At 71.3% G+C, this 20,044-nt stretch carries 18 protein-coding genes; 7 read left to right on the forward strand and 11 right to left on the reverse strand.

Going from position 1 to position 20,044, the window contains the following annotated elements; genetic code table 11:
* Positions 1-3 precede the first annotated feature (3 nt).
* Positions 4-1,509 carry a DUF6350 family protein gene (locus ACJJVL_RS00620; RefSeq protein WP_405216074.1) on the reverse strand — a complete coding sequence of 502 codons (1,506 nt, stop codon included), beginning with the start codon at positions 1,507-1,509 and terminating at the stop codon, positions 4-6.
* 148 nt (positions 1,510-1,657) lie between these two features.
* Between ACJJVL_RS00620 and ACJJVL_RS00625 the strand changes: the two genes are divergently transcribed.
* Entirely contained in the window at positions 1,658-3,877 is a 2,220-nt protein-coding gene (locus ACJJVL_RS00625; protein ID WP_405216075.1) for an NADP-dependent isocitrate dehydrogenase, read from the forward strand.
* Positions 3,878-3,993: 116 nt separating this feature from the next.
* On the opposite strand, the gene ACJJVL_RS00630 is transcribed toward ACJJVL_RS00625, so the two are convergent.
* The 5 genes from ACJJVL_RS00630 to sucC form a co-directional block, all read right to left on the reverse strand.
* A complete protein-coding gene (locus ACJJVL_RS00630; protein WP_405216076.1) occupies positions 3,994-4,848 on the reverse strand; it encodes a DUF559 domain-containing protein in 855 nt (284 codons plus the stop codon).
* 158 nt (positions 4,849-5,006) lie between these two features.
* Complete coding sequence (locus ACJJVL_RS00635) at positions 5,007-5,819, reverse strand: hydrolase (RefSeq protein ID WP_405216077.1); 813 nt, start codon at positions 5,817-5,819, stop codon at positions 5,007-5,009.
* A gap of 47 nt (positions 5,820-5,866) precedes the next feature.
* Positions 5,867-6,046: a hypothetical protein gene (locus ACJJVL_RS00640; RefSeq protein ID WP_405216078.1), complete on the reverse strand. Its 180-nt coding sequence runs from the start codon at positions 6,044-6,046 to the stop codon at positions 5,867-5,869.
* Between the two features lie 110 nt (positions 6,047-6,156).
* Complete coding sequence (sucD, locus tag ACJJVL_RS00645) at positions 6,157-7,056, reverse strand: succinate--CoA ligase subunit alpha (RefSeq protein ID WP_405216079.1); 900 nt, start codon at positions 7,054-7,056, stop codon at positions 6,157-6,159.
* Between the two features lie 11 nt (positions 7,057-7,067).
* A complete protein-coding gene (sucC, locus tag ACJJVL_RS00650; protein WP_405216080.1) occupies positions 7,068-8,234 on the reverse strand; it encodes an ADP-forming succinate--CoA ligase subunit beta in 1,167 nt (388 codons plus the stop codon).
* 185 nt (positions 8,235-8,419) lie between these two features.
* On the opposite strand from sucC, the gene ACJJVL_RS00655 reads away from it, so the two are divergent.
* Positions 8,420-9,142, forward strand: coding sequence for a VIT family protein (locus tag ACJJVL_RS00655; protein WP_405216081.1), 723 nt, complete (start codon positions 8,420-8,422; stop codon positions 9,140-9,142).
* 16 nt (positions 9,143-9,158) lie between these two features.
* On the opposite strand, the gene ACJJVL_RS00660 is transcribed toward ACJJVL_RS00655, so the two are convergent.
* A complete protein-coding gene (locus ACJJVL_RS00660; protein ID WP_405216082.1) occupies positions 9,159-9,830 on the reverse strand; it encodes a response regulator in 672 nt (223 codons plus the stop codon).
* Positions 9,830-11,437 (reverse strand): ATP-binding protein, encoded by a 1,608-nt coding sequence (locus ACJJVL_RS00665; RefSeq protein ID WP_405216083.1) that lies wholly within the window; start codon positions 11,435-11,437, stop codon positions 9,830-9,832. Before ACJJVL_RS00665 ends, ACJJVL_RS00660 begins: the two co-directional genes overlap by 1 nt.
* Before the next feature lie 171 nt (positions 11,438-11,608).
* Here ACJJVL_RS00665 and ACJJVL_RS00670 point away from each other — a divergent pair, with 171 nt between their 5' ends.
* From ACJJVL_RS00670 to ACJJVL_RS00690, 5 genes are all read left to right on the forward strand, one after another.
* Positions 11,609-12,658: a Bug family tripartite tricarboxylate transporter substrate binding protein gene (locus tag ACJJVL_RS00670; RefSeq protein WP_405216084.1), complete on the forward strand. Its 1,050-nt coding sequence runs from the start codon at positions 11,609-11,611 to the stop codon at positions 12,656-12,658.
* Positions 12,655-13,200 carry a tripartite tricarboxylate transporter TctB family protein gene (locus ACJJVL_RS00675; RefSeq protein ID WP_405216085.1) on the forward strand — a complete coding sequence of 182 codons (546 nt, stop codon included), beginning with the start codon at positions 12,655-12,657 and terminating at the stop codon, positions 13,198-13,200. The genes ACJJVL_RS00670 and ACJJVL_RS00675 overlap by 4 nt, the downstream gene beginning before the upstream one ends.
* Entirely contained in the window at positions 13,200-14,870 is a 1,671-nt protein-coding gene (locus ACJJVL_RS00680) for a tripartite tricarboxylate transporter permease (RefSeq protein ID WP_405216086.1), read from the forward strand. Before ACJJVL_RS00675 ends, ACJJVL_RS00680 begins: the two co-directional genes overlap by 1 nt.
* Before the next feature lie 159 nt (positions 14,871-15,029).
* On the forward strand, positions 15,030-15,209 hold the full coding sequence (locus tag ACJJVL_RS00685) for a VOC family protein (RefSeq protein WP_405216087.1): 180 nt from the start codon (positions 15,030-15,032) through the stop codon (positions 15,207-15,209).
* Between the two features lie 67 nt (positions 15,210-15,276).
* Positions 15,277-15,456 carry a hypothetical protein gene (locus tag ACJJVL_RS00690; RefSeq protein ID WP_405216088.1) on the forward strand — a complete coding sequence of 60 codons (180 nt, stop codon included), beginning with the start codon at positions 15,277-15,279 and terminating at the stop codon, positions 15,454-15,456.
* 24 nt (positions 15,457-15,480) lie between these two features.
* Here ACJJVL_RS00690 and ACJJVL_RS00695 read toward each other — a convergent pair whose 3' ends face one another.
* From ACJJVL_RS00695 to ACJJVL_RS00705, 3 genes are read right to left on the reverse strand one after another with little or no spacing between them, the layout of a single operon-like run.
* A complete protein-coding gene (locus ACJJVL_RS00695; protein ID WP_405216089.1) occupies positions 15,481-17,091 on the reverse strand; it encodes a DUF5671 domain-containing protein in 1,611 nt (536 codons plus the stop codon).
* Entirely contained in the window at positions 17,088-17,534 is a 447-nt protein-coding gene (locus ACJJVL_RS00700; RefSeq protein ID WP_405216090.1) for a hypothetical protein, read from the reverse strand. The genes ACJJVL_RS00695 and ACJJVL_RS00700 overlap by 4 nt, the downstream gene beginning before the upstream one ends.
* A gap of 32 nt (positions 17,535-17,566) precedes the next feature.
* Complete coding sequence (locus tag ACJJVL_RS00705; protein WP_405216091.1) at positions 17,567-19,984, reverse strand: ATP-dependent helicase; 2,418 nt, start codon at positions 19,982-19,984, stop codon at positions 17,567-17,569.
* Between the last annotated feature and the right edge of the window lie 60 nt (positions 19,985-20,044).

A 20,044-nucleotide genomic window follows, 5' to 3' on the forward strand; every position in this document is an offset into this window, starting at 1 on the left:
ATCCTACCGACGGTCGTGCTCCGCATCTGCGTCCGCATCGGAGCGGTCGAGCTGCTCGGCGGACGTCGCGTCGTCCGGCGTCGCGTCGTCGAGCGTCGTGCCGTCGAGCGTCGTGCCGTCGACGCCGCGAGCGACGACCGGCGCCACCGGCTCGGTGAGCGTCGCGTCTGCAGCCGAACGGTCCTCGATCTCCTTCGCCTCTGCATCCTCGGCATCCAGCCCGGGTGCGCGGCTGCGGCCGAAGCCCAGGAACTCGCGGATGCCGGTGCCGTCGGATGCGAGCGGCAGCGAGAATCCCCCGGCGAGCGCACCCGTTCCCCTGCCGCCGGCCAGCATGCCGATGCACAGGCCCACGGCGACCTCGAGTGCCGCCCAAGCAGCGACGAGCACCGCATCCGGACCGGTGACAGCGAGCCTGCCGGGCCCGATGGCTCCGGTCGAGAGCATGCATGCCGCACCCAGCAGCGCACCGGCAAGCACACCGCCGCCGATCGCCGCGATCGCGACCTCCCACCAGTGCACCGGCCGGTCGGCGCCCGAGAGGATGCTCTGCCGCGCGAGCACCCCCACCAGGAGCGCGGCGAGCACCGGCAGCACGACTGCAGCGGCCATCCAGGGCTGCGGGTCGGGATCGATGGCCGAGAGCAGCGGCATCGCCGGCAGCGGTCCAAGCGCGGTGTCGAGCGGCGAGACGCTCGAACCGCGCCCGATGGTGAATCCGGGGCCGACGGCCCAGCTGGCCGCCCACACGATCGCCGTCGGCGCGAGCGCGAGCTGCAGCAGGAACATCGCGACCATGCCCACGGCGGTCACGCCGAGCGCCTCGAGCAGCAGCAGCGCGTCGGTGAAGCGCACGAACAGACCGACCCCGACGAGCAGCGCACCCACGCCCAGCACCCCGATGCAGCTGCCGAAGCCGGCCCGCGCCGCCGCGCGGATGGAGCGCAGCCAGCGCTCCTCGACCGTCAGCGCGCGAGCGACGGCGATGAGCCAGCCGTGCCGGTGCGTCGTGAACACGGCTGCGGCCATGCCCGCCAGCGCGACCAGCGCGGGGAAGATCGCCGCGTGGGCGAGATTCGGCGCCACAGTCGCATGCTGCGCGCTCGAGCCGACGAGCAGACCGACGACGGCGGTGGCGACGGTGCCGAGCACGAGGGCGACGGCGGTGTCGATGAGCGGCAGCGACGCGAGACGCCGGCCGCTGCGCCAGTGCAGCCAGAACGTGATGGCGCCGATACCCCAGGCGCCGGCCGAGAGCACCCATGGTTGCGCGACCTCTTCAAGCCCGACCTCGAGCACGGCGGTGCGGCCCGGGGTGATGCCGAGGTCGACGCCGTGGCCGATCAGCCACGCGTCGGCCGCCGTGCGCCACTGCAGCAACGGGTCACCCCCGAAGCCCTGATCGATGCCCCACACCGCGAGCATTACGAGCGCGCACAGCACGATGCCCACCGCCGCGATGGCGGCGGACTCGACTGCCTGGCCGATGCCGGCCCATACGCGACGCACGGCAGGCACTGTATCGACGCATGCCCCGGCAGCCCCGCCGCCTCGCCGCGCGGCTGCACTGCCGAGACGGTAGGTTGGATGGGCACGGCGCGGCCCGCGCTCGGTTCGTGGCCGCCGTCCCCCACATCCTTCGAGAGGTACGAGCCGCATGGCCAAGATCATCTACACGTACACCGACGAGGCGCCGATGCTCGCGACGCACTCCTTCCTGCCGATCGTGAGCGCGTTCGCCGCCGCGGCCGACGTGGAGGTCGAGCGCCGCGACATCTCGCTCGCGGGCCGCATCATCGCCACCTTCGCCGACCGGCTGCCCGCTGAGCAGCAGGAGTCGGATGCGCTGGCAGAGCTGGGCGAACTGGCGAAGACCCCCGAGGCGAACATCATCAAGCTGCCGAACATCTCGGCATCGGTGCCCCAGCTGAAGGCCGCCGTGGCCGAGCTGCAGCAGCAGGGCTTCGCGCTTCCGGACTACCCCGATGAGGTCACGAACGACGAGGAGCGGGAGATCCGCGCCCGCTACGACTCGATCAAGGGCTCGGCCGTCAACCCGGTGCTCCGCGAGGGCAACTCCGACCGCCGCGCGCCGCGCTCCGTGAAGGAGTTCGCGCGCAGGCACCCGCACTCGATGGGTGCGTGGGCCGACGACTCGAAGTCGGCCGTCGCCACCATGAGCGGCGGCGACTTCTTCGCGAACGAGCAGTCCGGGACGATGCCCGCAGACGACACCCTGCAGATCCGCCTGGTGGGAGCCGATGGCGAGACCACCGTGCTGAAGGATGCCCTGCCGGTGCTCGAGGGCGAGATCGTCGACGCGACGTTCATGAGCGCGAAGGCCCTGGACGCCTTCCTCGCCAAGCAGGTCCAGCGCGCCCGCGATGAGCACGTGCTCTTCTCCGCGCACCTGAAGGCGACGATGATGAAGGTCTCTGATCCCATCATCTTCGGCCACGTCGTGCGCGCATTCCTCCCCGCGGTCTTCGAGCGCTACGGCTCGCAGTTGGAGCAGGCGGGCCTGTCCCCGGAGAACGGTCTCGCGTCGATCCTCGCGGGCCTGTCGGAGCTCGACGAGTCCACCGCCGCAGGCGTGCGCAAGGCGATCGAGGAGGGCATCGCCGACGGCCCGCGTCTCGCCATGGTCAACTCCGATCGCGGCATCACGAACCTGCACGTGCCGAGCGACGTGATCGTCGACGCGTCGATGCCCGCGATGATCCGCCAATCCGGCCACATGTGGGGCCCGGATGGCGAGGAGGCGGACACGCTCGCCGTGATCCCCGACTCCTCCTACGCCGGTGTCTACCAGGCGGTGATCGAGGACTGCCAGGCCAACGGCGCCTTCGACCCGACCACGATGGGCTCGGTGCCGAACGTGGGCCTCATGGCGCAGAAGGCCGAGGAGTACGGCTCGCACGACAAGACGTTCCGCATCGAGCGAGCAGGACGCGTCGAGGTCGTGAACGCGGCCGGCGACGTGCTCATGGCGCACGACGTCGAGCCCGGCGACATCTGGCGCGCCTGCCAGACCAAGGATGTGCCGGTGCGCGACTGGGTGAAGCTCGCCGTGACGCGCGCCCGCGCCTCCGAGACCCCCGCGGTCTTCTGGCTCGACGAGGCCCGCGCGCACGACGCCGAGCTCATCAAGAAGGTCGAGCAGGAGCTGCCCCAGCACGACACCGAGGGTCTTGACATCCGGATCCTCAGCCCCGTCGAGGCGACCAAGCTCTCGATCGAGCGCATCCGGCGCGGTGAGGACACCATCTCGGTCACCGGCAACGTGCTGCGCGACTACAACACCGACCTCTTCCCCATCCTCGAGCTGGGCACGAGCGCGAAGATGCTGTCGGTGGTGCCGCTGCTCAACGGCGGCGGGCTGTTCGAGACCGGCGCCGGTGGCTCCGCACCCAAGCACGTGCAGCAGCTCGTCGAGGAGAACCACCTGCGCTGGGATTCGCTCGGCGAGTTCATGGCGCTGGCCGAGTCGTTCCGCCACCTGTCGGAGACCACCGGCAACGCGCGCGCCGGTGTGCTGGCGGAGACGCTGGATGCCGCCACGGGCTCGTTCCTCAACGAGAACAAGTCCCCCTCTCGCAAGGTCGGCGAGATCGACAACCGCGGCAGCCACTTCTGGCTGGCCCGCTACTGGGCAGAGGAGCTCGCGGCACAGACCACCGACGCCGCGCTCGCGGAGACCTTCGCACCCGTCGCCGAGCAGCTCGCGGCACAGACCGCGACGATCGAGCAGGAGCTGCTCGCCGTGCAGGGCAGCCCAGTCGACGTGGGCGGCTACTACCGCGTGAACGACGACCTGGCCGATGCGGCCATGCGCCCGAGCGCCTCGCTGAACGCGATCCTCGCCCCGCTGCGCTGATTCCGACCCGTTGGGCCCGGCTGCATGCGCGGCCGGGCCCTCGTCGGTCGCGCGCCCGGCCCGCCAGCTTCGGGAGCCTCGGCACACACGGCTGGACTATCCAGCCGTATGTGCCGTCAGTCCCGCATCTTCCGCTGCCGGGCCCAGCGGTGGTCGCCGCGGCGAACGATCGTGAGGATCTCGCGCTCGATCTCGGGCCACTCGTCGTGGATCTGCCGGTACGTCAGCCGCATCACGATGAAGCCTCGCGCGATGAGCCGGCGGTCGCGGCGACGGTCGCTCTCGTAGGCGTCTGCCCCCGTGTGGTGCTCACGACTGTCGCACTCGATGATCAGTCGATCGCCGATCAGCACGTCGACGCGGACGCCCTCCATGACGCGCACCTGGATGCGCGTCGCCAGACGTCGCCTCCAGCACCGGAACCGCACCATCGACTCGGTTCCCGACTCGGATCTCCCATCGGCGAGCTCGAGCAGCGCGCGCGTCGCGGCGGGCGCGTCCTCCATCCAGTGCTCCAGCGCGCTCCGGCTTGCGAGCTGCCGCTGCAGGATCGAGTCGATCACCACGACGACCTCCTCGCGGCTGCCGCATCGCAGCACGCAGCGGAACGCGACCTCGAGGCTGTCGATCGCGCTGGCCACCGGCGGCTGCATCCCGAAGGGCCTGCAGCGTTTGGGCTCCCCCTGGCGCCTTCGCCGCTGCCGATGTCGCGGCAGGCGCACGTGCGCACCCGTCCCTTCCGGCACCCAGACGCCGTGGAGCCGCAGCGCCGAGAAGCACGAGCTGCATCCGAAGGCCTCGACGGCAGCGAGCACTTCCGGGTCCACCGGCTTGCCCGCGAACCAACCCGGTCGCACGCGCACGAGCCCGCCGGTCGCGACGGCCTGCTCGAGCTGCGGTCTGGTCCAGCCGATGGAGACCAGCTGGGCCCTGGTGAGGATCCCGGCCCGGGTTGCAAGGGTGTCGATCATGCGGCGCACCCTGGCACGGCTGCCTGCGCGGGCGCGCGCGCCGACGCAGCGGCTGTGGACAGCGGCAGATCCGGGAGCATGCGCGCACACAGCTGGATAGTCCAGGCGTGTGCCTGCAGCATCCCGGATCCTCCGGCTCCCCGACCGGCAGGCCGCCGTCACGTGCGATCGTCGTGCTCTCCCAAGCACCACGCGATGTGCCGGGCGCTAGAGCGCTCGACCGCCGCCGGGCCATCCTCGATCAGCTGGCCCGCGATGTTGCCGTAGATGCGGCGAAACCGCAGCGGCGCCAGCTGGTCGGCGATGCGCCGCACGACCCCGGGCGACATCGGGATGTTGTTGGGGAACGAGCGCATGAATCCCAGGCTCCGCCGATCGGGCTTCGGCTGGACGGTGTCGCCCGCGAGCAGCGAGCCCTCCCCATCGCTGCCCTGCGCCCAGAGCACCATCGCCGAGCCGGGGAAATGGCCGCCGAAGCGGATGAGGCGCGCACCGGGGAGCACCTCCAGCTCGTCGTCCCACAGCTCGATGCGCGCGTGCGGCCGCTGGATCCAGGCGGCGTCGCGCTGGTTCACGAGCACGCGCGCGTCCAGCGCCTCTGCCCACGCGCACTGCACGCCGAACATGTGCGGGTGGGAGGCCGCGACCACCTGGATCCCACCGAGCTCCTGCACGCGCGCGACCGCCGCTGGGGTGATGGTGCCGATCGGATCCCACAGCAGGTTGCCATCCGCGGTCTGCACGAGCAGCGCGCGCTGGCCGATGCCGACCGATGGCTCGCTGGTGAGCGCCCAGAGCCCCGGCTCCTGCTCCTCCAGGTCGACCCGGATGCCGTCGCGCTGCTGCTGCTCTGTGGAGGTCCAGCGCTGCCCGGCCTCCGGCACCCACTGCCGCTCGTCGTCGCAGATCGGGCAGACGGGCGGCAGCGGATCGGCGCTCTCGACGCCGCAGGTGGCGCACAGGTCAGTCATGGCACCACTGTGCCCCGTTGGTCGGCAGTGCGGAAGTGGTGAGCCCGTCAGTGCTCGGCGGAGTCCTGCTCGGTCGCCTCGTCCTCCTCGGGCTCGAACGTCGACGGCTCGCCCGTCGTCGCACCGAGACCATCCGGCTCGTTCGGGATCGTGCCGTCACTGCCGAGTCCATCGGCCTTCTTCGTGCCGTCGTCGTCGCCGTGCTGGCGGTCGTCTGCGTCGCTCATGTGGTCCTCCGTGCTCGCGCTAGGTGCGGCAACACTAGACCCCGCGCTTGTGCGGCGGCAGGGAAGGCGAAAGGGCCCCGACCGAAGCCGGGGCCCTCGCACATCCGTCGTCAGAGCGACTCGATGATCTCCCGCATGAGGCGAGCGGTCTCGGTCGGCGTCTTGCCGACCTTCACGCCGGCAGCCTCGAGGGCCTCCTGCTTCGCCTCCGCCGTGCCGGAGGAGCCCGAGACGATGGCGCCCGCGTGGCCCATGGTCTTGCCCTCCGGTGCCGTGAAGCCCGCGACGTAGCCGACGACCGGCTTCGTCACGTTCGCCTTGATGAAGTCGGCCGCGCGCTCCTCGGCGTCGCCGCCGATCTCGCCGATCATCACGATCGCCTTCGTGTCGGGGTCAGCCTCGAACGCCTCGAGCGCATCGATGTGCGTCGTGCCGATGACCGGGTCGCCGCCGATGCCGATGGCGGTCGAGAAGCCCAGATCCCGCAGCTCGAACATCATCTGGTAGGTCAGGGTGCCCGACTTCGAGACCAGGCCGATCGGGCCCTTGCCGGTGATGTTGGCGGGCGTGATGCCCACGAGCGACTCCTCCGGCGTGATGATGCCCGGGCAGTTCGGGCCGATGATGCGCGTGGTGCCCTTGGCCTTGGCGTGCGCCCAGAACTCCGCGGAGTCCTGCACGGGGATGCCCTCGGTGATGACCACGAGCAGGCCGATGCCCGCATCGACGGCCTCGATCACGGCATCCTTCGCGAATGCCGGCGGCACGAAGACGATCGACGTGTCGGCGCCGGTGGCGGCCATCGCCTCTTCGACCGAGCCGAAGACGGGCAGCTCGATGGCGGAGCCGTCCTGCGCGACATGCGAGACCGTGGTGCCAGCCTTGCGGGCGTTCACGCCGCCGACGATCCGGGTGCCGGCCGCGAGCATGCGAGCGGTGTGCTTCGAGCCCTCGCCGCCGGTGATGCCCTGGACGATGACCAGGTTGTCCTTGTTGAGGTAGATCGACATCTCTTGCTCCCTTACGCCGCAGCCAGCTCGGCGGCCTTGTCGGCTGCCTCGTCCATCGTGTCGACGACCGTCACCAACGGGTGCCCGGCGTCGGCGAGGATCCTGCGACCCTCCTCGACGTTGTTGCCATCGAGTCGGACGACCAGCGGCTTCGATGCCTCGTCGCCGAGGATCTCCAGTGCCTGCACGATGCCGGTCGCGACGGCGTCGCAGGCGGTGATGCCGCCGAAGACGTTGACGAACACGCTCTTCACGTCGGTGTCGTTCAGGATCACGTCGAGCCCGGCTGCCATGACCTCGGCGGATGCGCCGCCGCCGATGTCGAGGAAGTTGGCCGGCTTCACACCGCCGTGCTGCTCGCCCGCGTAGGCGACCACATCGAGCGTCGACATGACGAGCCCCGCGCCGTTGCCGATGATGCCGACCTGGCCGTCGAGCTTCACGTAGTTGAGATCGGACTCCTTGGCCTTGGCCTCGAGCGGGTCGGCAGCTGCTGCGTCCTCGAGCGCTGCGTGGCCGGGCTGCCGGAACTCCGCGTTCTCGTCGAGCGAGATCTTGCCGTCGAGCGCGATGACGTCGCCGCCCTCGGTGAGCACGAGCGGGTTCACCTCGACGAGCGTGGCGTCCTCCTTCACGAAGACGTCGTAGAGCTTGACGATCACGGGGGCGACCTTCGCGACGAGCTCCTCCGGGAACTTGCCGGCGCGCACGATCTCCTCGGCCTTCGCGGCGTCGATGCCGACGGTGGGGTCGACCTCGATCTTCGCGAGCGCCTCGGGGCGCTCCTCGGCCAGCTGCTCGATCTCCATGCCGCCCTCGAACGAGCACATGGCGAGGTAGGAGCGGTTCGCACGGTCGAGCAGCACGGAGAAGTAGTACTCCTCCTTGATGGCTGCGCCCTCCGCGACCATCACGCGCTGCACCGTGTGGCCCTTGATGTCGAGGCCGAGGATCGCTTCCGCTGCGTCCTTCGCCTCTGCGGGGCTCTTGGCCAGCTTCACGCCGCCTGCCTTGCCTCGCCCGCCGGTCTTGACCTGTGCCTTCACGACGACGACACTGCCGCCGAGCTCCGTGGCTGCTGCCTCGGCCTGCTCGGGGGTGTCGGCCGTGATGCCGCGCAGCACAGGAACCCCGTGCTGCTCGAACAGGTCTCTTGCCTGGTACTCGTAGAGATCCACGCGTCATCCAATCCGTGTTTGGTGGGGGATTCGCCGCTGCCAGCCTAGTCCCGTCGCCCTGGGCGTCCCGTGCGCTTTCGGCACGCCGAAGCCCGAAGATTCGGCTTTCTTGCGGCTTTCGCACGAGCCTCGCCTTGCTTGCGGGCCTCGCATCGACCTTGGACGATGGTGGCACAGGAGGAACCATGGATCCCGCTCTGCAGCGTCGACCCGACCTGCCACCGCCGGTCGAATCGATGACCTCGAGGCTCAACTGGCTGCGCGCCGGCGTGCTCGGTGCGAACGACGGCATCGTGTCGACCTCCGCGCTCATGGTCGGCGTCGCAGGAGCCGGCACCTCCTTCGGCGGTATCCTCACCGCAGGCGTCGCCGCGCTGGTGGCCGGCGCGTTCTCGATGGGCGTGGGCGAGTACGTCTCTGTCTCGTCGCAGCGCGACAGCGAGCGCGCGGCGATCGATCGCGAGTTGGCGCTGCTGCAGGCAGACCCCACTGGCCAGATCGAGCAGCTCGCCCACATGTACGAGGAGCGCGGCCTGCGCCCCGACACCGCCCATCGCGCGGCCGTCGAGCTCACCGAGGCCGATGCGCTGCGCGCGCACCTCGACGTCGAGTACCGGCTCGATCCCGACGATCTCAACAATCCGTGGGCGGCTGCTGCGGCGTCGGGCTTCTCCTTCACCCTGGGGGCGCTCGTGCCGCTGCTCGCGGCGCTGTTCTCCCCGGCCGCCTGGATGCCGTGGCCGATCATCGTCGCCACGATCGTCGCGCTGCTGCTCACCGGCGGTGTCTCGGCGCGCATCGGCGGCTCCGGCAAGCGTCGGGGCATGCTGCGGGTGCTGATCGGCGGCATCATCGCGCTCGCGGCGACGTGGTGGATCGGGTCGCTGTTCAACACGCCCATGCAGTAGCGGCGTCGCCACCGCCTCAGCGCACGCTGTACCGCAGCTCCGGTCGGCCGGTGCCGCCGTAGCGGGGCGCGACCTCGGCTCGACCCTCCGCCACCAGGCGCTCCAGGTATCGCCTGGCGCTGACGCGCGACATCCCGAGGCGCTCGCCGACCTCCGCCGCGCTCACGGTCCCCGTGGTCTCCGCGAGCAGCCCTGCGACCCGATCGAGGGTCAGCTGCGAGCCCGCGAGCGCGTGCTTCTGCCGGTCGGCCGGCTGCAGCATCGCGTCGACCGCGCGCTGGTCGAGCGGCTGCGTCGACATGCTCGCAGCCTGCGCGAGCTCGGCCCTGACCGCCTCCAGCCGATCGCGCATCGCCTCGAGCCCGAAGGGCTTCACGAGGTAGTGGCGCACGCCGAACGAGCGAGCCGCGCGCACGGTGTCGAGGTCGCGCGCGGCCGTGACCGCGATGACCTCGCCGGCGAACCCGCGGGCGCGCGCCACCCGCAGCACCTCGATGCCGGAGGCGTCGGGCAGGTGGATGTCGAGCAGCACGAGGTCCGGGCGCACGACCTCTATCGCCTCCAGCGCCGTCCGGCCGGTGCCGGCCTCGCCGACCACGGCGAACGCGCCGTGGCGCTCGACGAAGCCGCGCGTGACGACCGCGACCGCCTTGTCGTCCTCGACGATCAGCACCCGCAGCGGCCGCATCAGCGCGCCCGTCCGGTGTCGTCGCCGCCCGCTGCCACGGGCAGGGTGGCGACGAAGCGCGCCCCACCGAGCCGCGACGCGCCGACGGTCGCGGTGCCGCCGAGGCGCTCCGCGACACGTCGCACGAGCGTGAGCCCATAGCCGCGGGCCGCACCAGCCGGACGCTGCTTCGTCGAGAAGGCGGCGTCGAAGATCGAGTCGTGCAGCGACTGCGGCACGCCGCCGCCGTCGTCGTCGACGGCGATCGTGACGACCCGACCCGCGTCGGTCGCCGCATCATCGATGGCCACTTCCACCCGGCCGCCCGGCGACGCGTCGACGGCGTTGTCGACCAGGTTGCCGAGCACCGTCAGCCAGTCCCCCGCGACGGCTGCCGATGGCGCTTGCCGCAGTGCCGCATCCGCGCGCACCGCCAGATCGACACCCTGCTCGCGTGCCCTCGCACGCTTGGCCATCAGCAGCGCGGTGACCTCCGGCTCGAGGATGCCCGGGTCGGGCTCCAGCGGGTCGAGTGCGCCGCCCGCCCCTGCCCGCTGGATCACGCCGACCGCCGCCTCGGTCTCGCCGAGCTCGAGCAGCCCGCCGAGCGTGTGCAGCGTGTTCGCGAACTCGTGCTGCTGTGCCCGGAGCGTCTCGGTCATGCCCTGTGCGCCGGCGAGCTCGCGCAGCGCCGTGGCGATCTCGGTGCGGTCGCGCAGGATGAGCACGGTGCCGATGTCACGGCCGTCCACCACCACCGGATCCGCGCGCACCACGAGCACCCGCTCGCCCGCGAGCACGAGCTGCTGCTCGCCCGCGTCGGCGAGCAGTGCATCGAGCTGCGCGTCGAGCACCTCGCCGACGGCCACGCCCGCGAGCTCCTCGCCCTCCCGCCCGAGCAGCCGCAGCGCCGCATCGTTGCAGAGCGTGATGAGCCCTCGAGCATCGGCCACGACGAGCCCCTCCCCGATGCCGTGCAGCGTCGCATTGCGGGTCTCGAGCATCGACTTGATCTCCTCGGGCTCGAGCCCGTAGATGCGCCGCCGCACATGGGATGCCGCCCAGCTCGACAGCAGCACGCCGACGACCGCCGCGATCGCCAGGCAGAGGCCCAGGATCCAGATGTTGTCGAGCCAGTCGCGCTGCAGCTCCGACTCGAGCACACCCACCGACACCTGTCCGACGACGGCACCGTCGGCGCCGAACACCGGCACCTTCGCGCGCCAGGACTCGCCGAGCGTGCCCGTCTGCGTGCCGGTGTACAGCTCACCCGTGATGGCGGCGTCGGGCTCCGTCGACGCAGGCTCGCCGATGCGGTCGGGGTTCGGGTGCGAGAACCGGATGCCCTGCACGTCGGTCACGACGATGTAGGTGACATCGGATGCGGTGCGGACGGTCTCTGCGATCGGCTGGATGACGGCGGCCGGGTCGGGATCGTCGAACGCGTCGATCACCGACGGCAGCTGCGCGACCGAGTACGCGACCCCGATCATGCGCTCCAGGTAGGCGTCGCGCAGCGAGCGCTCCTGCAACCAGGCCGCGGCGACGCCCGAGCCGACGATGACCACGAGCATGATGGCGCTCTGCAGCAGCACCAGCTGCGTCCGCAGCGTCATCGCTCGCCCCACGGCCCCATCGTAGGCCGCGCGGGTGCCGCGGGATCCTCGCTGAATGTGACCGAAATGACCGAAACGAGCGCTTACGACCACAACCCCGTGGCAGGGAGCGGCTCGGGCTACCTTCGCCGAAGATCGTGACCCGGCATGGCGCCGGGCGCTCAAGGAGGAGAAGTGCGATCCATGCACCCCCGCACCACGCGCAGCACGCGGCTGCAGTCCATCACCCGCATCGGCATCGCGAGCGCCGCAGCGCTCACCCTGGCGGCCTGCTCGGCCGGTGGCGGTTCGCCGGCCGGCTCTGACGCCCCCGAGGGCGAGGCGGCGCCCGCCGCGATCAGCGCCGTCAACGTCATCGCTCCCGCCGACCCGGGCGGCGGCTGGGACGCCACCGCCCGCGCGATCGGTCAGGTGCTGACCGACTCGGGCCTCGTCGGCAGCGCTCCCGTCAGCAACATCGGCGGTGCCGGCGGCACGGTCGGCCTCGCGAGCCTCGCAACCGAGACCGACCCGAACACGCTCATGATCACCGGCTCCGTGATGATCGGAGCCGTCGAGACGAACGCCTCCGACAACCGCGTCGAGGACACCACCCCGATCGCGGCCCTCACCGAGGAGCCGCTCGTCATCGTCGTGCCCGCGGACTCCGAGTACGAGACGCTGCAGGATCTGGTCGACGCGATCGTCGCTGAGGGCAAGGGCGTCGCGGTCACCGGTGGTTCGGCCGGCGGCATCGACCACATCCTGGCCGGTCTGCTGCTCACCGAGGCGGGCATCGCGCCCGAGGAGGTGCCGAACACGCTCAACTACATCGCCAACTCCGGCGGTGGCGAGGCGCTGACGATGCTGCTGGGCAACACCGTCCAGGCCGGCATCTCTGGCGTCGGCGAGTTCTCGGAGTCGGTGCTCTCGGGCGACCTTCGCGCGCTGGCCGTCTCGAGCGCCGAGCCCGCCGAGCTGCTGCCCGACGCTCCGACGATCCAGGACGAGGGCATCGACGTGACGCTCACGAACTGGCGCGGCGTCCTCGCTCCCGGCGACATCTCGGACGAAGAGCGCCAGGGCCTGATCGATCTGGTGACGCAGCTGCACGAGCAGGATGGCTGGACCGAGGTGCTCGCCACCAACGGCTGGACCGACGCGTTCATGGCCGGCGACGAGTTCGACGCGTTCGTCACGGACGAGATCACGCTGACCCAGGAGACGCTCCGCACGATCGGCCTGATCGAATGAGCACGGCCCCGGTCGACGCAGCCTCGCAGGCTGCGTCGGCCCGGGCGCGCGCCGCCCGCATCGAGGCGATGGTCTTCGTCGGGTTCCTCGTGGTCCTCTCGATTGCCGTGCTGATCGCGACCACCACCATCCGCGAGCCTCCCGGTTCCACCGGCACGCTCGGTGCCCGCGTGGTCCCCTACGCCATCGGCGGCCTGCTGCTGGTCAGCTCGCTCATCGTGCTCCTGCAGCAGCTGCGCGGCCACTTCGGTTCCTCGGAGGCCGGGGAGGACGTCGACCTCGAGCACGGCACCTCCTGGGGTGCCACCGGCATCGTCGTGCTGGCCTTCCTCTCGCTCATCATCACCATCCCCTCGCTCGGCTGGCCGCTCGCCGTCGTGATCCTCTTCACCGGCGCATCGCTCGCGCTGGGCGCCAAGCGCTGGTGGGTCTCTGCGCTCATCGGCCTCGCGCTCGGCATCGTGACCCAGTTCCTGTTCGGCACGCTGCTGGGCCTGTCGATGCCGCCCACCGGCGCCCTCACCTCCTGGATCGGCCTCTGATGGACACCTGGTCACTGCTGCTCGACGGCTTCGCCACGGCGCTCCAGCCGATCTACCTGCTCTACGCGCTGCTGGGCGTGCTGCTCGGCACGGCTGTCGGTGTGCTGCCGGGCATCGGCCCCGCCATGACGGTGGCGCTGCTGCTGCCGATCACCTATGCGCTCGAGCCGACCGCCGCGTTCATCGTCTTCGCGGGCATCTACTACGGCGGCATGTACGGCGGCTCGACCACGTCGATCCTTCTGAACACCCCGGGTGAGTCTGCCTCGATCGTCACGGCCCTCGAGGGCAACAAGATGGCCAGGGCCGGGCGCGGCGCCGCCGCGCTCGCGACGGCCGCCATCGGCTCCTTCGTCGCCGGCACGATCGCGACGGTGCTGCTCACGCTGCTGGCACCCACCGTCGCCCGCTTCGCGGTCAGCCTCGGCCCATCCGACTACTTCGCGCTCATGGTGATCGCGTTCCTGACGGTCGGCGCACTGCTGGGCGACAGCGCCTGGCGGGGCATGGTGTCGCTCTCGGTGGGCCTGTTCATCGGCATCATCGGCGTCGACACGCTCACGGGCCAGACGCGCTTCACGCTCGGCATCCCGCAGCTCGGCGACGGCATCGATGTCGTGCTCGTGGCGGTCGGCCTGTTCGCGCTCGGCGAGGCCCTCTACGTGGGCTCGCGGCTGCGTGGCGGCGAGCTGCCGATCATCCCGATCACGCGCGGCTGGCGCACCTGGATGCGCCGCAGCGACTGGGCGCGCTCCTGGAAGCCGTGGCTGCGCGGCGCCGCGATCGGCTTCCCGATCGGCTCGATCCCGGCCGGCGGCGCCGACGTCGCGACGTTCCTGTCGTATGCGAGCGAGCGGAGCCTGGCGAAGCCGGAGTACAAGAAGCAATTCGGCAAGGGCGCCATCGAGGGCGTCGCGGGCCCCGAGGCGGCGAACAACGCCGCGGCCGCGGGCGTGCTCGTGCCGCTGCTGACGCTCGGCATCCCCACCTCGGCCACGGCCGCGATCATCCTGAGCGCCTTCCAGACCTACGGCATCGCACCCGGCCCGCGCCTGTTCGAGACGCAACCGGTGCTCGTGTGGGCGCTCATCGCCTCGCTCTTCATCGGCAACGCGATGCTGCTGGTGCTCAACCTGCCGCTGGTGGGCATGTGGGTGAAGCTGCTGCAGATCCCCCGCCCCTACCTCTACGCGGGCATCCTGGTGTTCGCGGGCCTCGGCGCGTACGCGGCGAACTTCACCACCTTCGACATCGGCGTGCTGCTGGTGCTGGGCGTGCTGGGCTTCTTCATGCGGCGGCTCGGCTTCCCGATCGCGCCGCTGGTGATCGGCGCCATCCTCGGGCCGATGGCCGAGGAGCAGCTGCGCAAGGCGATGCAGATCTCGCAGGGCGACGCCGGCTACCTCGTGCACAGCCCGTTCTCGTGGGTGGCGTACGGCTCGATGGTCCTCATCATCGTGCTGGCGCTGTGGCTCAAGCGCCGCCGAGCGCGCTACGAGGCATCGCTGCCGGCCGTCGACACGGTCGCGATCAACGCCCTCGACGAGGACATCGAGTCGCACGAGCCGCACCCCGAGCTCGACCGCGGCCGCCTCTCCACCACCGCGCTGCCGCGGGTGCGGCGCGACGGCGAGGCCGACGACCTCGACGATCCGCCACGATCTCGCTGAAGCACCGAGGGCCGAATCACGGTCACGACGGATGCCGTCCCGGACACCCCGGGGCGGCATCCGTCGTCTGCGGGGTCCGAAGTGTGAGAGGGGCGCCGGCGCCGCGCCGAAGGCCCGAAACGGTTCGGCGAGGGCATCTCGGAGGACGAGCCGGGCAGCATGCGCAACGTGCAGGTCGTGATCGACGACGCCGACGCCGCGCGCGAGGCGCTGACCTCCGCCGGTGTGGGCGCGAGCGAGGTCGACGAGCAGCCGTGGGGCCGATTCGTCACGTTCAGCGACCCCGACGGCAACCGCTGGACGCTGCAGCAGCTGCCCGACCGCAGCGCGCAGGGCTGACCGCCGCGCTCGTCCGGCAGGCCGCAGGCCGTATCGAGATGACAGCCGCTGTGTCAGGCTGGGTGACATGCAGGAGCACGAGCAGCGCGAGCACGAGCGGATCCCTCCCGAGCTCGATCCGCACTTCGACCGCTACGACGACGAGCGGCCGCCGCGCACGATGCGCCGCAGGCTGCAGCCGGTGATCTGGCTGGTCGGCGCAGTGACGCTCGTGGCGATGGTGCTGCTGGTGACGCCCGGCCTGTAGCCGGCCGGGGCTGCAGCCGGCAGGTCAGTCGGCAAGCGGTACGACGTCGACCCGGTCGCCCGGGCCGGTCACGACCAGCACCCTGCGACCCTCCACGCCGACGAGCGCCTGGACGACCGCTTCAGGTGCAGCGCTCCCGGTGCCGTCCGCCCGCACCCACTGCGTGACAGCGGCTCCCGTCGCCGCCCCGACGGCGGCGGCGAGCGCAGCGGTGTCGCCCGAGCTCACGAGGATGACCCGGTCGATCGCCCTCGTTCGGCCGACGGGCGGGGATGCCGCGCGGTCGCGCCGCCAGATGGCGAAGTGGTAGCCGGCGACGAGCGCGGTCGCGAGCAGCAGGCCGAACGGTGCCCGGATGCGCTCGATGAGCGCGCTGCCACCGCTGCCGTCGAGCACGAGCTCGAAGATGCGGTAGCCGACCACGAGCAGCGCGACGATCGCGACGACGGCGCTGACGCCGAAGACCGCCACGAGGTAGATCCGGCGACCGGCGGCAGCGGCGTGCGCCCTGTGGAGCGGTCGCCACGCGACCCACCACAGCGGTGCGCCGACGACGAGGGCGGCGATGCCGCCCAGCAGCAGGGCGCGAGCGCTGGAGCCCGCGAGCGGCGTCGCGATCGCCGAGAGCGCGGCGTTGACGATGACACCGATGCCGGATGCGGCGCCGATCAGGCCGATGCCCGCCTCCACGAGAAGCGCGGCACTGCGGGTGGCTGCCGAGCGCTCTCGAGCGACACCCGCGTGGTACACCCACACCACCGCACCGATCGCCGCCGCCGCGACGGCGAGCGGGAGCGGCTCGAGCACGACGGGCCAGGGGTCGTCCCGGTCGAACAGCGTCCGCAGCGCCACGTACAGCGCGGTCCCGAACCCGCCGAGCGCGACCGCGGCGGCGGCCAGCACGCCGGTGACCACGAGCACCACCGACGCGAAGCCACCGCGCAGTGACCGTGCGCCGTCGCGCCGCCAGTGCCACCACCAGACGAGCGCGCCGCCGATCGTCCAGACCAGCGCCTGCAGCGCGGGCTGCCACCACGGGGCGCCGAGCTGCGCACCGGGCTCGAGCAGTGCCTCGCCGAAGAGCGACTGGAGCGCTCGGATCGCGCCGCTCGCGCCGACCACGAGGCCGTACGCCGCGCCGAGCACGATGGGCACGGGTCGCAGCCGCAGCGGCCCCTTGCCGCGATGGGCCCACATCGCGCGGTGGATGAGCCACACCGCGAGCCACGTGACGCCCGTCGCGAGCGACTCCGGCGACCAGGTGCCCCCGATGCCGTCGGCGGCTGCCCCCAGCAGCGAGGTGGCGGACGTGACGAGCGCGACGAAGGAGATGCCCGAGACGTAGAGCCCCCAGGCCACGGATGAGCGATCCGGTCCGTCGAGGCGGCGCCACAGGAACCACCACAGCACCGCTGCGAGCGGCCCGGCGATGAGTGCGAAGGCGAGGGAGAGCGCCAGCCCGCCCGCGCCGCTGCCGAGGTCGGGACGCGTCTCCAGCAGTCGGCCGAGCAGCCCGCTGCCACCCGCGGCGGCGACCACGACCAGCACGAAGAGGATGCTGTAGACGATCAGCCGTCGCACGGTGCCCTGGGCGCCGCTCGGCGGCGCCGCGACGGGCGTCTCGACGGTGCTCACGGCGTCACGTGGGCGCAGATCGCGAACTGCCAGGGCGCGGTCTCGATCTGCCAGCCGGAGTCCGCCCGCACCAGCCCGAACGACGCATCCTCGCGGTACTCGGACGGCCCGAGCAGGCCTCCGCCGCTCGTGGTGACGATCGAGACGTCGACATCGGCGCTGCGCTCCCGCTCCGTGGTCGACAGCAGCGTCACCCGCACGTCGTCGAGCGGGCCCGACTCCAGACGCTCGCACTCGCCGTCCACGAGGTGGCCGCGTGCGGTCTCCTCGTCGCCGGCGAGGAGGGCCTCCGTGTAGCGCTGCACGACACCGGCGGGCGTCGACGCATCGATCGGCGCGGGCGCGCCCCGCGTGAAGACCACCAGCAGCGCGACGACCACGAGCGCGGCGACGGCGGCGAGCACGATCAGCAGCGTCCGGTCGGGTCTCCCACTGGCGTCCATAGGCTCATCATGGCCGCTGGCAGGGCCCGCCGCTACTGATCCGAGCTGAGCTTCTCGATGGGTGCGATCTTGATCAGCAGCCGCTTGCGGCCGGCGCCGTCGAAGAGCACCTCGGCGACGCGCTTCTTGTCGAGACCGGTCACCGCCTGCACGCGGCCCTCGCCGAAGTCCTTGTGACGGATGCGGTCGCCCGGCTCGAGCACCATGGCGCTGTTGTCGCGCACCTCGGTGATCATGTTGGCGAACGCCTTCTTCGGCGCCTTCGGCAACGGCTTGGGGCTGTCGCGGTAGCCGGTCACGAACGACTCCCGCGGCTCGTCGCGCCAGCGCCCCGCGAGCGCCCGCTGCGGCGACGGCCGCACCGCCGTCGGCGGCGTGCGCCAGTCGATGAGGTCTGCGGGGATCTCCTCGAGGTAGCGGCTCGGTGCGGCGGGGTTGACCTCGCCGAACTGCGCGCGCGTCATGGCGAGCGAGAGGTGCAGCCGCTGCCGCGCGCGGGTGATGCCGACGTAGAAGAGGCGCCGCTCCTCGGCCTCGCCACCGGGCTCCTGCGCCGCCATGCGGTGCGGCAGCAGCTCCTCCTCGATGCCGGTGATGAAGACGGCATCGAATTCGAGCCCCTTCGCGGTGTGCAGGGTCATGAGCGAGACCTGCCCGCCGGAGTCGTCGAGCTCATCGGCTGCCGCGACCAGCGAGGTCTCGGTGAGGAAGTCGAGCAGGTTGGCCGCCGGGTTCTGCCGCCGGAACTCGCGCGTCACCGCCACGAGCTCCTCGACGTTCTCGAGCCGTGCCGCATCCTGCGGGTCGGGCGAGCGCCGCAGCTGGTCGGTGTAGCCCGAGCGGCTCATGAGCTCGCGCAGCACCTCCCCCGGGTCGGCCTCGGGCCGGGCGCTGCACTCGTCGAGCAGCGCGGCGAGGTCCGTGATCGCCGCGGCGACCTTCGGGCCGAGGGCGATCTCGTCGACGCGACGCATCGACTCCCGCAGCGAGATCCCGTGCTCGTCGGCGTGCGCCTGCAGCGCCGCCTCGGTGGCGGGGCCGATGCCGCGCTTGGGCACGTTCATGATGCGGCGCAGGCTGAGCGCATCGTCGGGGTTGGCCACCGTGATCAGGTACGCCATCGCATCCTTGATCTCGGCTCGCTCGTAGAACTTGGTGCCGCCGATCACCCGGTACGGGATGGCCGTGCGGATGAGCACCTCCTCGAGCGCTCTCGTCTGCGCGTTCGTGCGGTAGAAGACCGCGACGTCGCTGTACGACATGCCGCCGCTCGTGAGCTCGACGATCTCGTCGGCGACGAACTGCGCCTCGTCATGGCCCGAGTAGCCGGTGAAGCCGATGATCTTCGCGCCGTCACCCGAGTCGGTCCAGAGGTTCTTCGCGCGCCGGTCGAAGTTGTTGCCGATCACGGCGTTCGCGGCCGAGAGGATGTTCTGCGTCGAGCGATAGTTCTGCTCGAGCATGATGACGCGAGCATCGTGGAAGTCGCGCTCGAAGTCGGTGATGTTGCGGATGTCGGCGCCGCGGAAGGCGTAGATCGACTGATCCGAGTCACCCACGACCGTCAGGGATGCGCCCGGCAGGTCGCCCCGGAGCTCGGGCAGCTCCGCACGCGTGACCGGCTTCGTGAGCTCGCGGATGAGGGCGTACTGGGCCGCATTGGTGTCCTGGTACTCGTCGACCAGGATGTGGCGGAAGCGCTTGCGGTACTGCGCGGCGACCCTCGGGAAGGCGCGCAGCAGGAAGACGGTCTGCGAGATGAGGTCGTCGAAGTCGAAGGCGTTGGCGCGCCGCAGCTCGGCGTCGTAGTCGCGCCAGAGCTCGAGGAACGCGGCATCGAGCGGATTCTCGAGGCTGACGGTGCGCGCCCAGGAGTCGACGTCGTGCAGCTCGTTCTTCAGCTTCGAGATGCGGGCGGAGACGCTGCCGGGGGTGAGGCCCTGGATGTCGGCGCCGCGCTGCTTGATGAGCCGCTTGATGAGCGCGCGCACGTCGCCGGAGTCGTAGATCGTGAACGACTCCTTGAAGCCGAACTCCTCGGCCTCGCGCCGCAGGATGCGCACGCACGCCGAGTGGAACGTGCGGATCCACATGCCGCGCGACTCCTCCCCCACGAGGTGCTCGACGCGCTCGCGCATCTCGGCGGCGGCCTTGTTCGTGAAGGTGATCGCGAGGATCTGGCTCGGCCACGCCTCGCGGGTGGCGAGCAGGCCGGCGACGCGGTGGGTGAGCACGCGCGTCTTGCCCGAGCCCGCGCCGGCGACGATCAGCAGCGCGGGACCGCGGTGCTCGACCGCGGCGCGCTGATTCGGGTTCAAGCCGGCGAGCAGACGCTCGGGGATGCCGTCGCCGTGTGCTCGACCTGCGCCGTGCCCGATCGGTGCCGCGCGCTGCACGCCGCTGCGCCCGTCTCCCCCGGCCTCGTCGTTCAGCCCCCACAAGTCGCTCATATGGGTTCGATTCTAGGCGAGGGCGCCCACACACGACTGCCGGTGAGGAGCCGGAGCGCA

Source organism: Agrococcus sp. Ld7, from assembly GCF_045064095.1.
Lineage (GTDB): Bacteria > Actinomycetota > Actinomycetes > Actinomycetales > Microbacteriaceae > Agrococcus.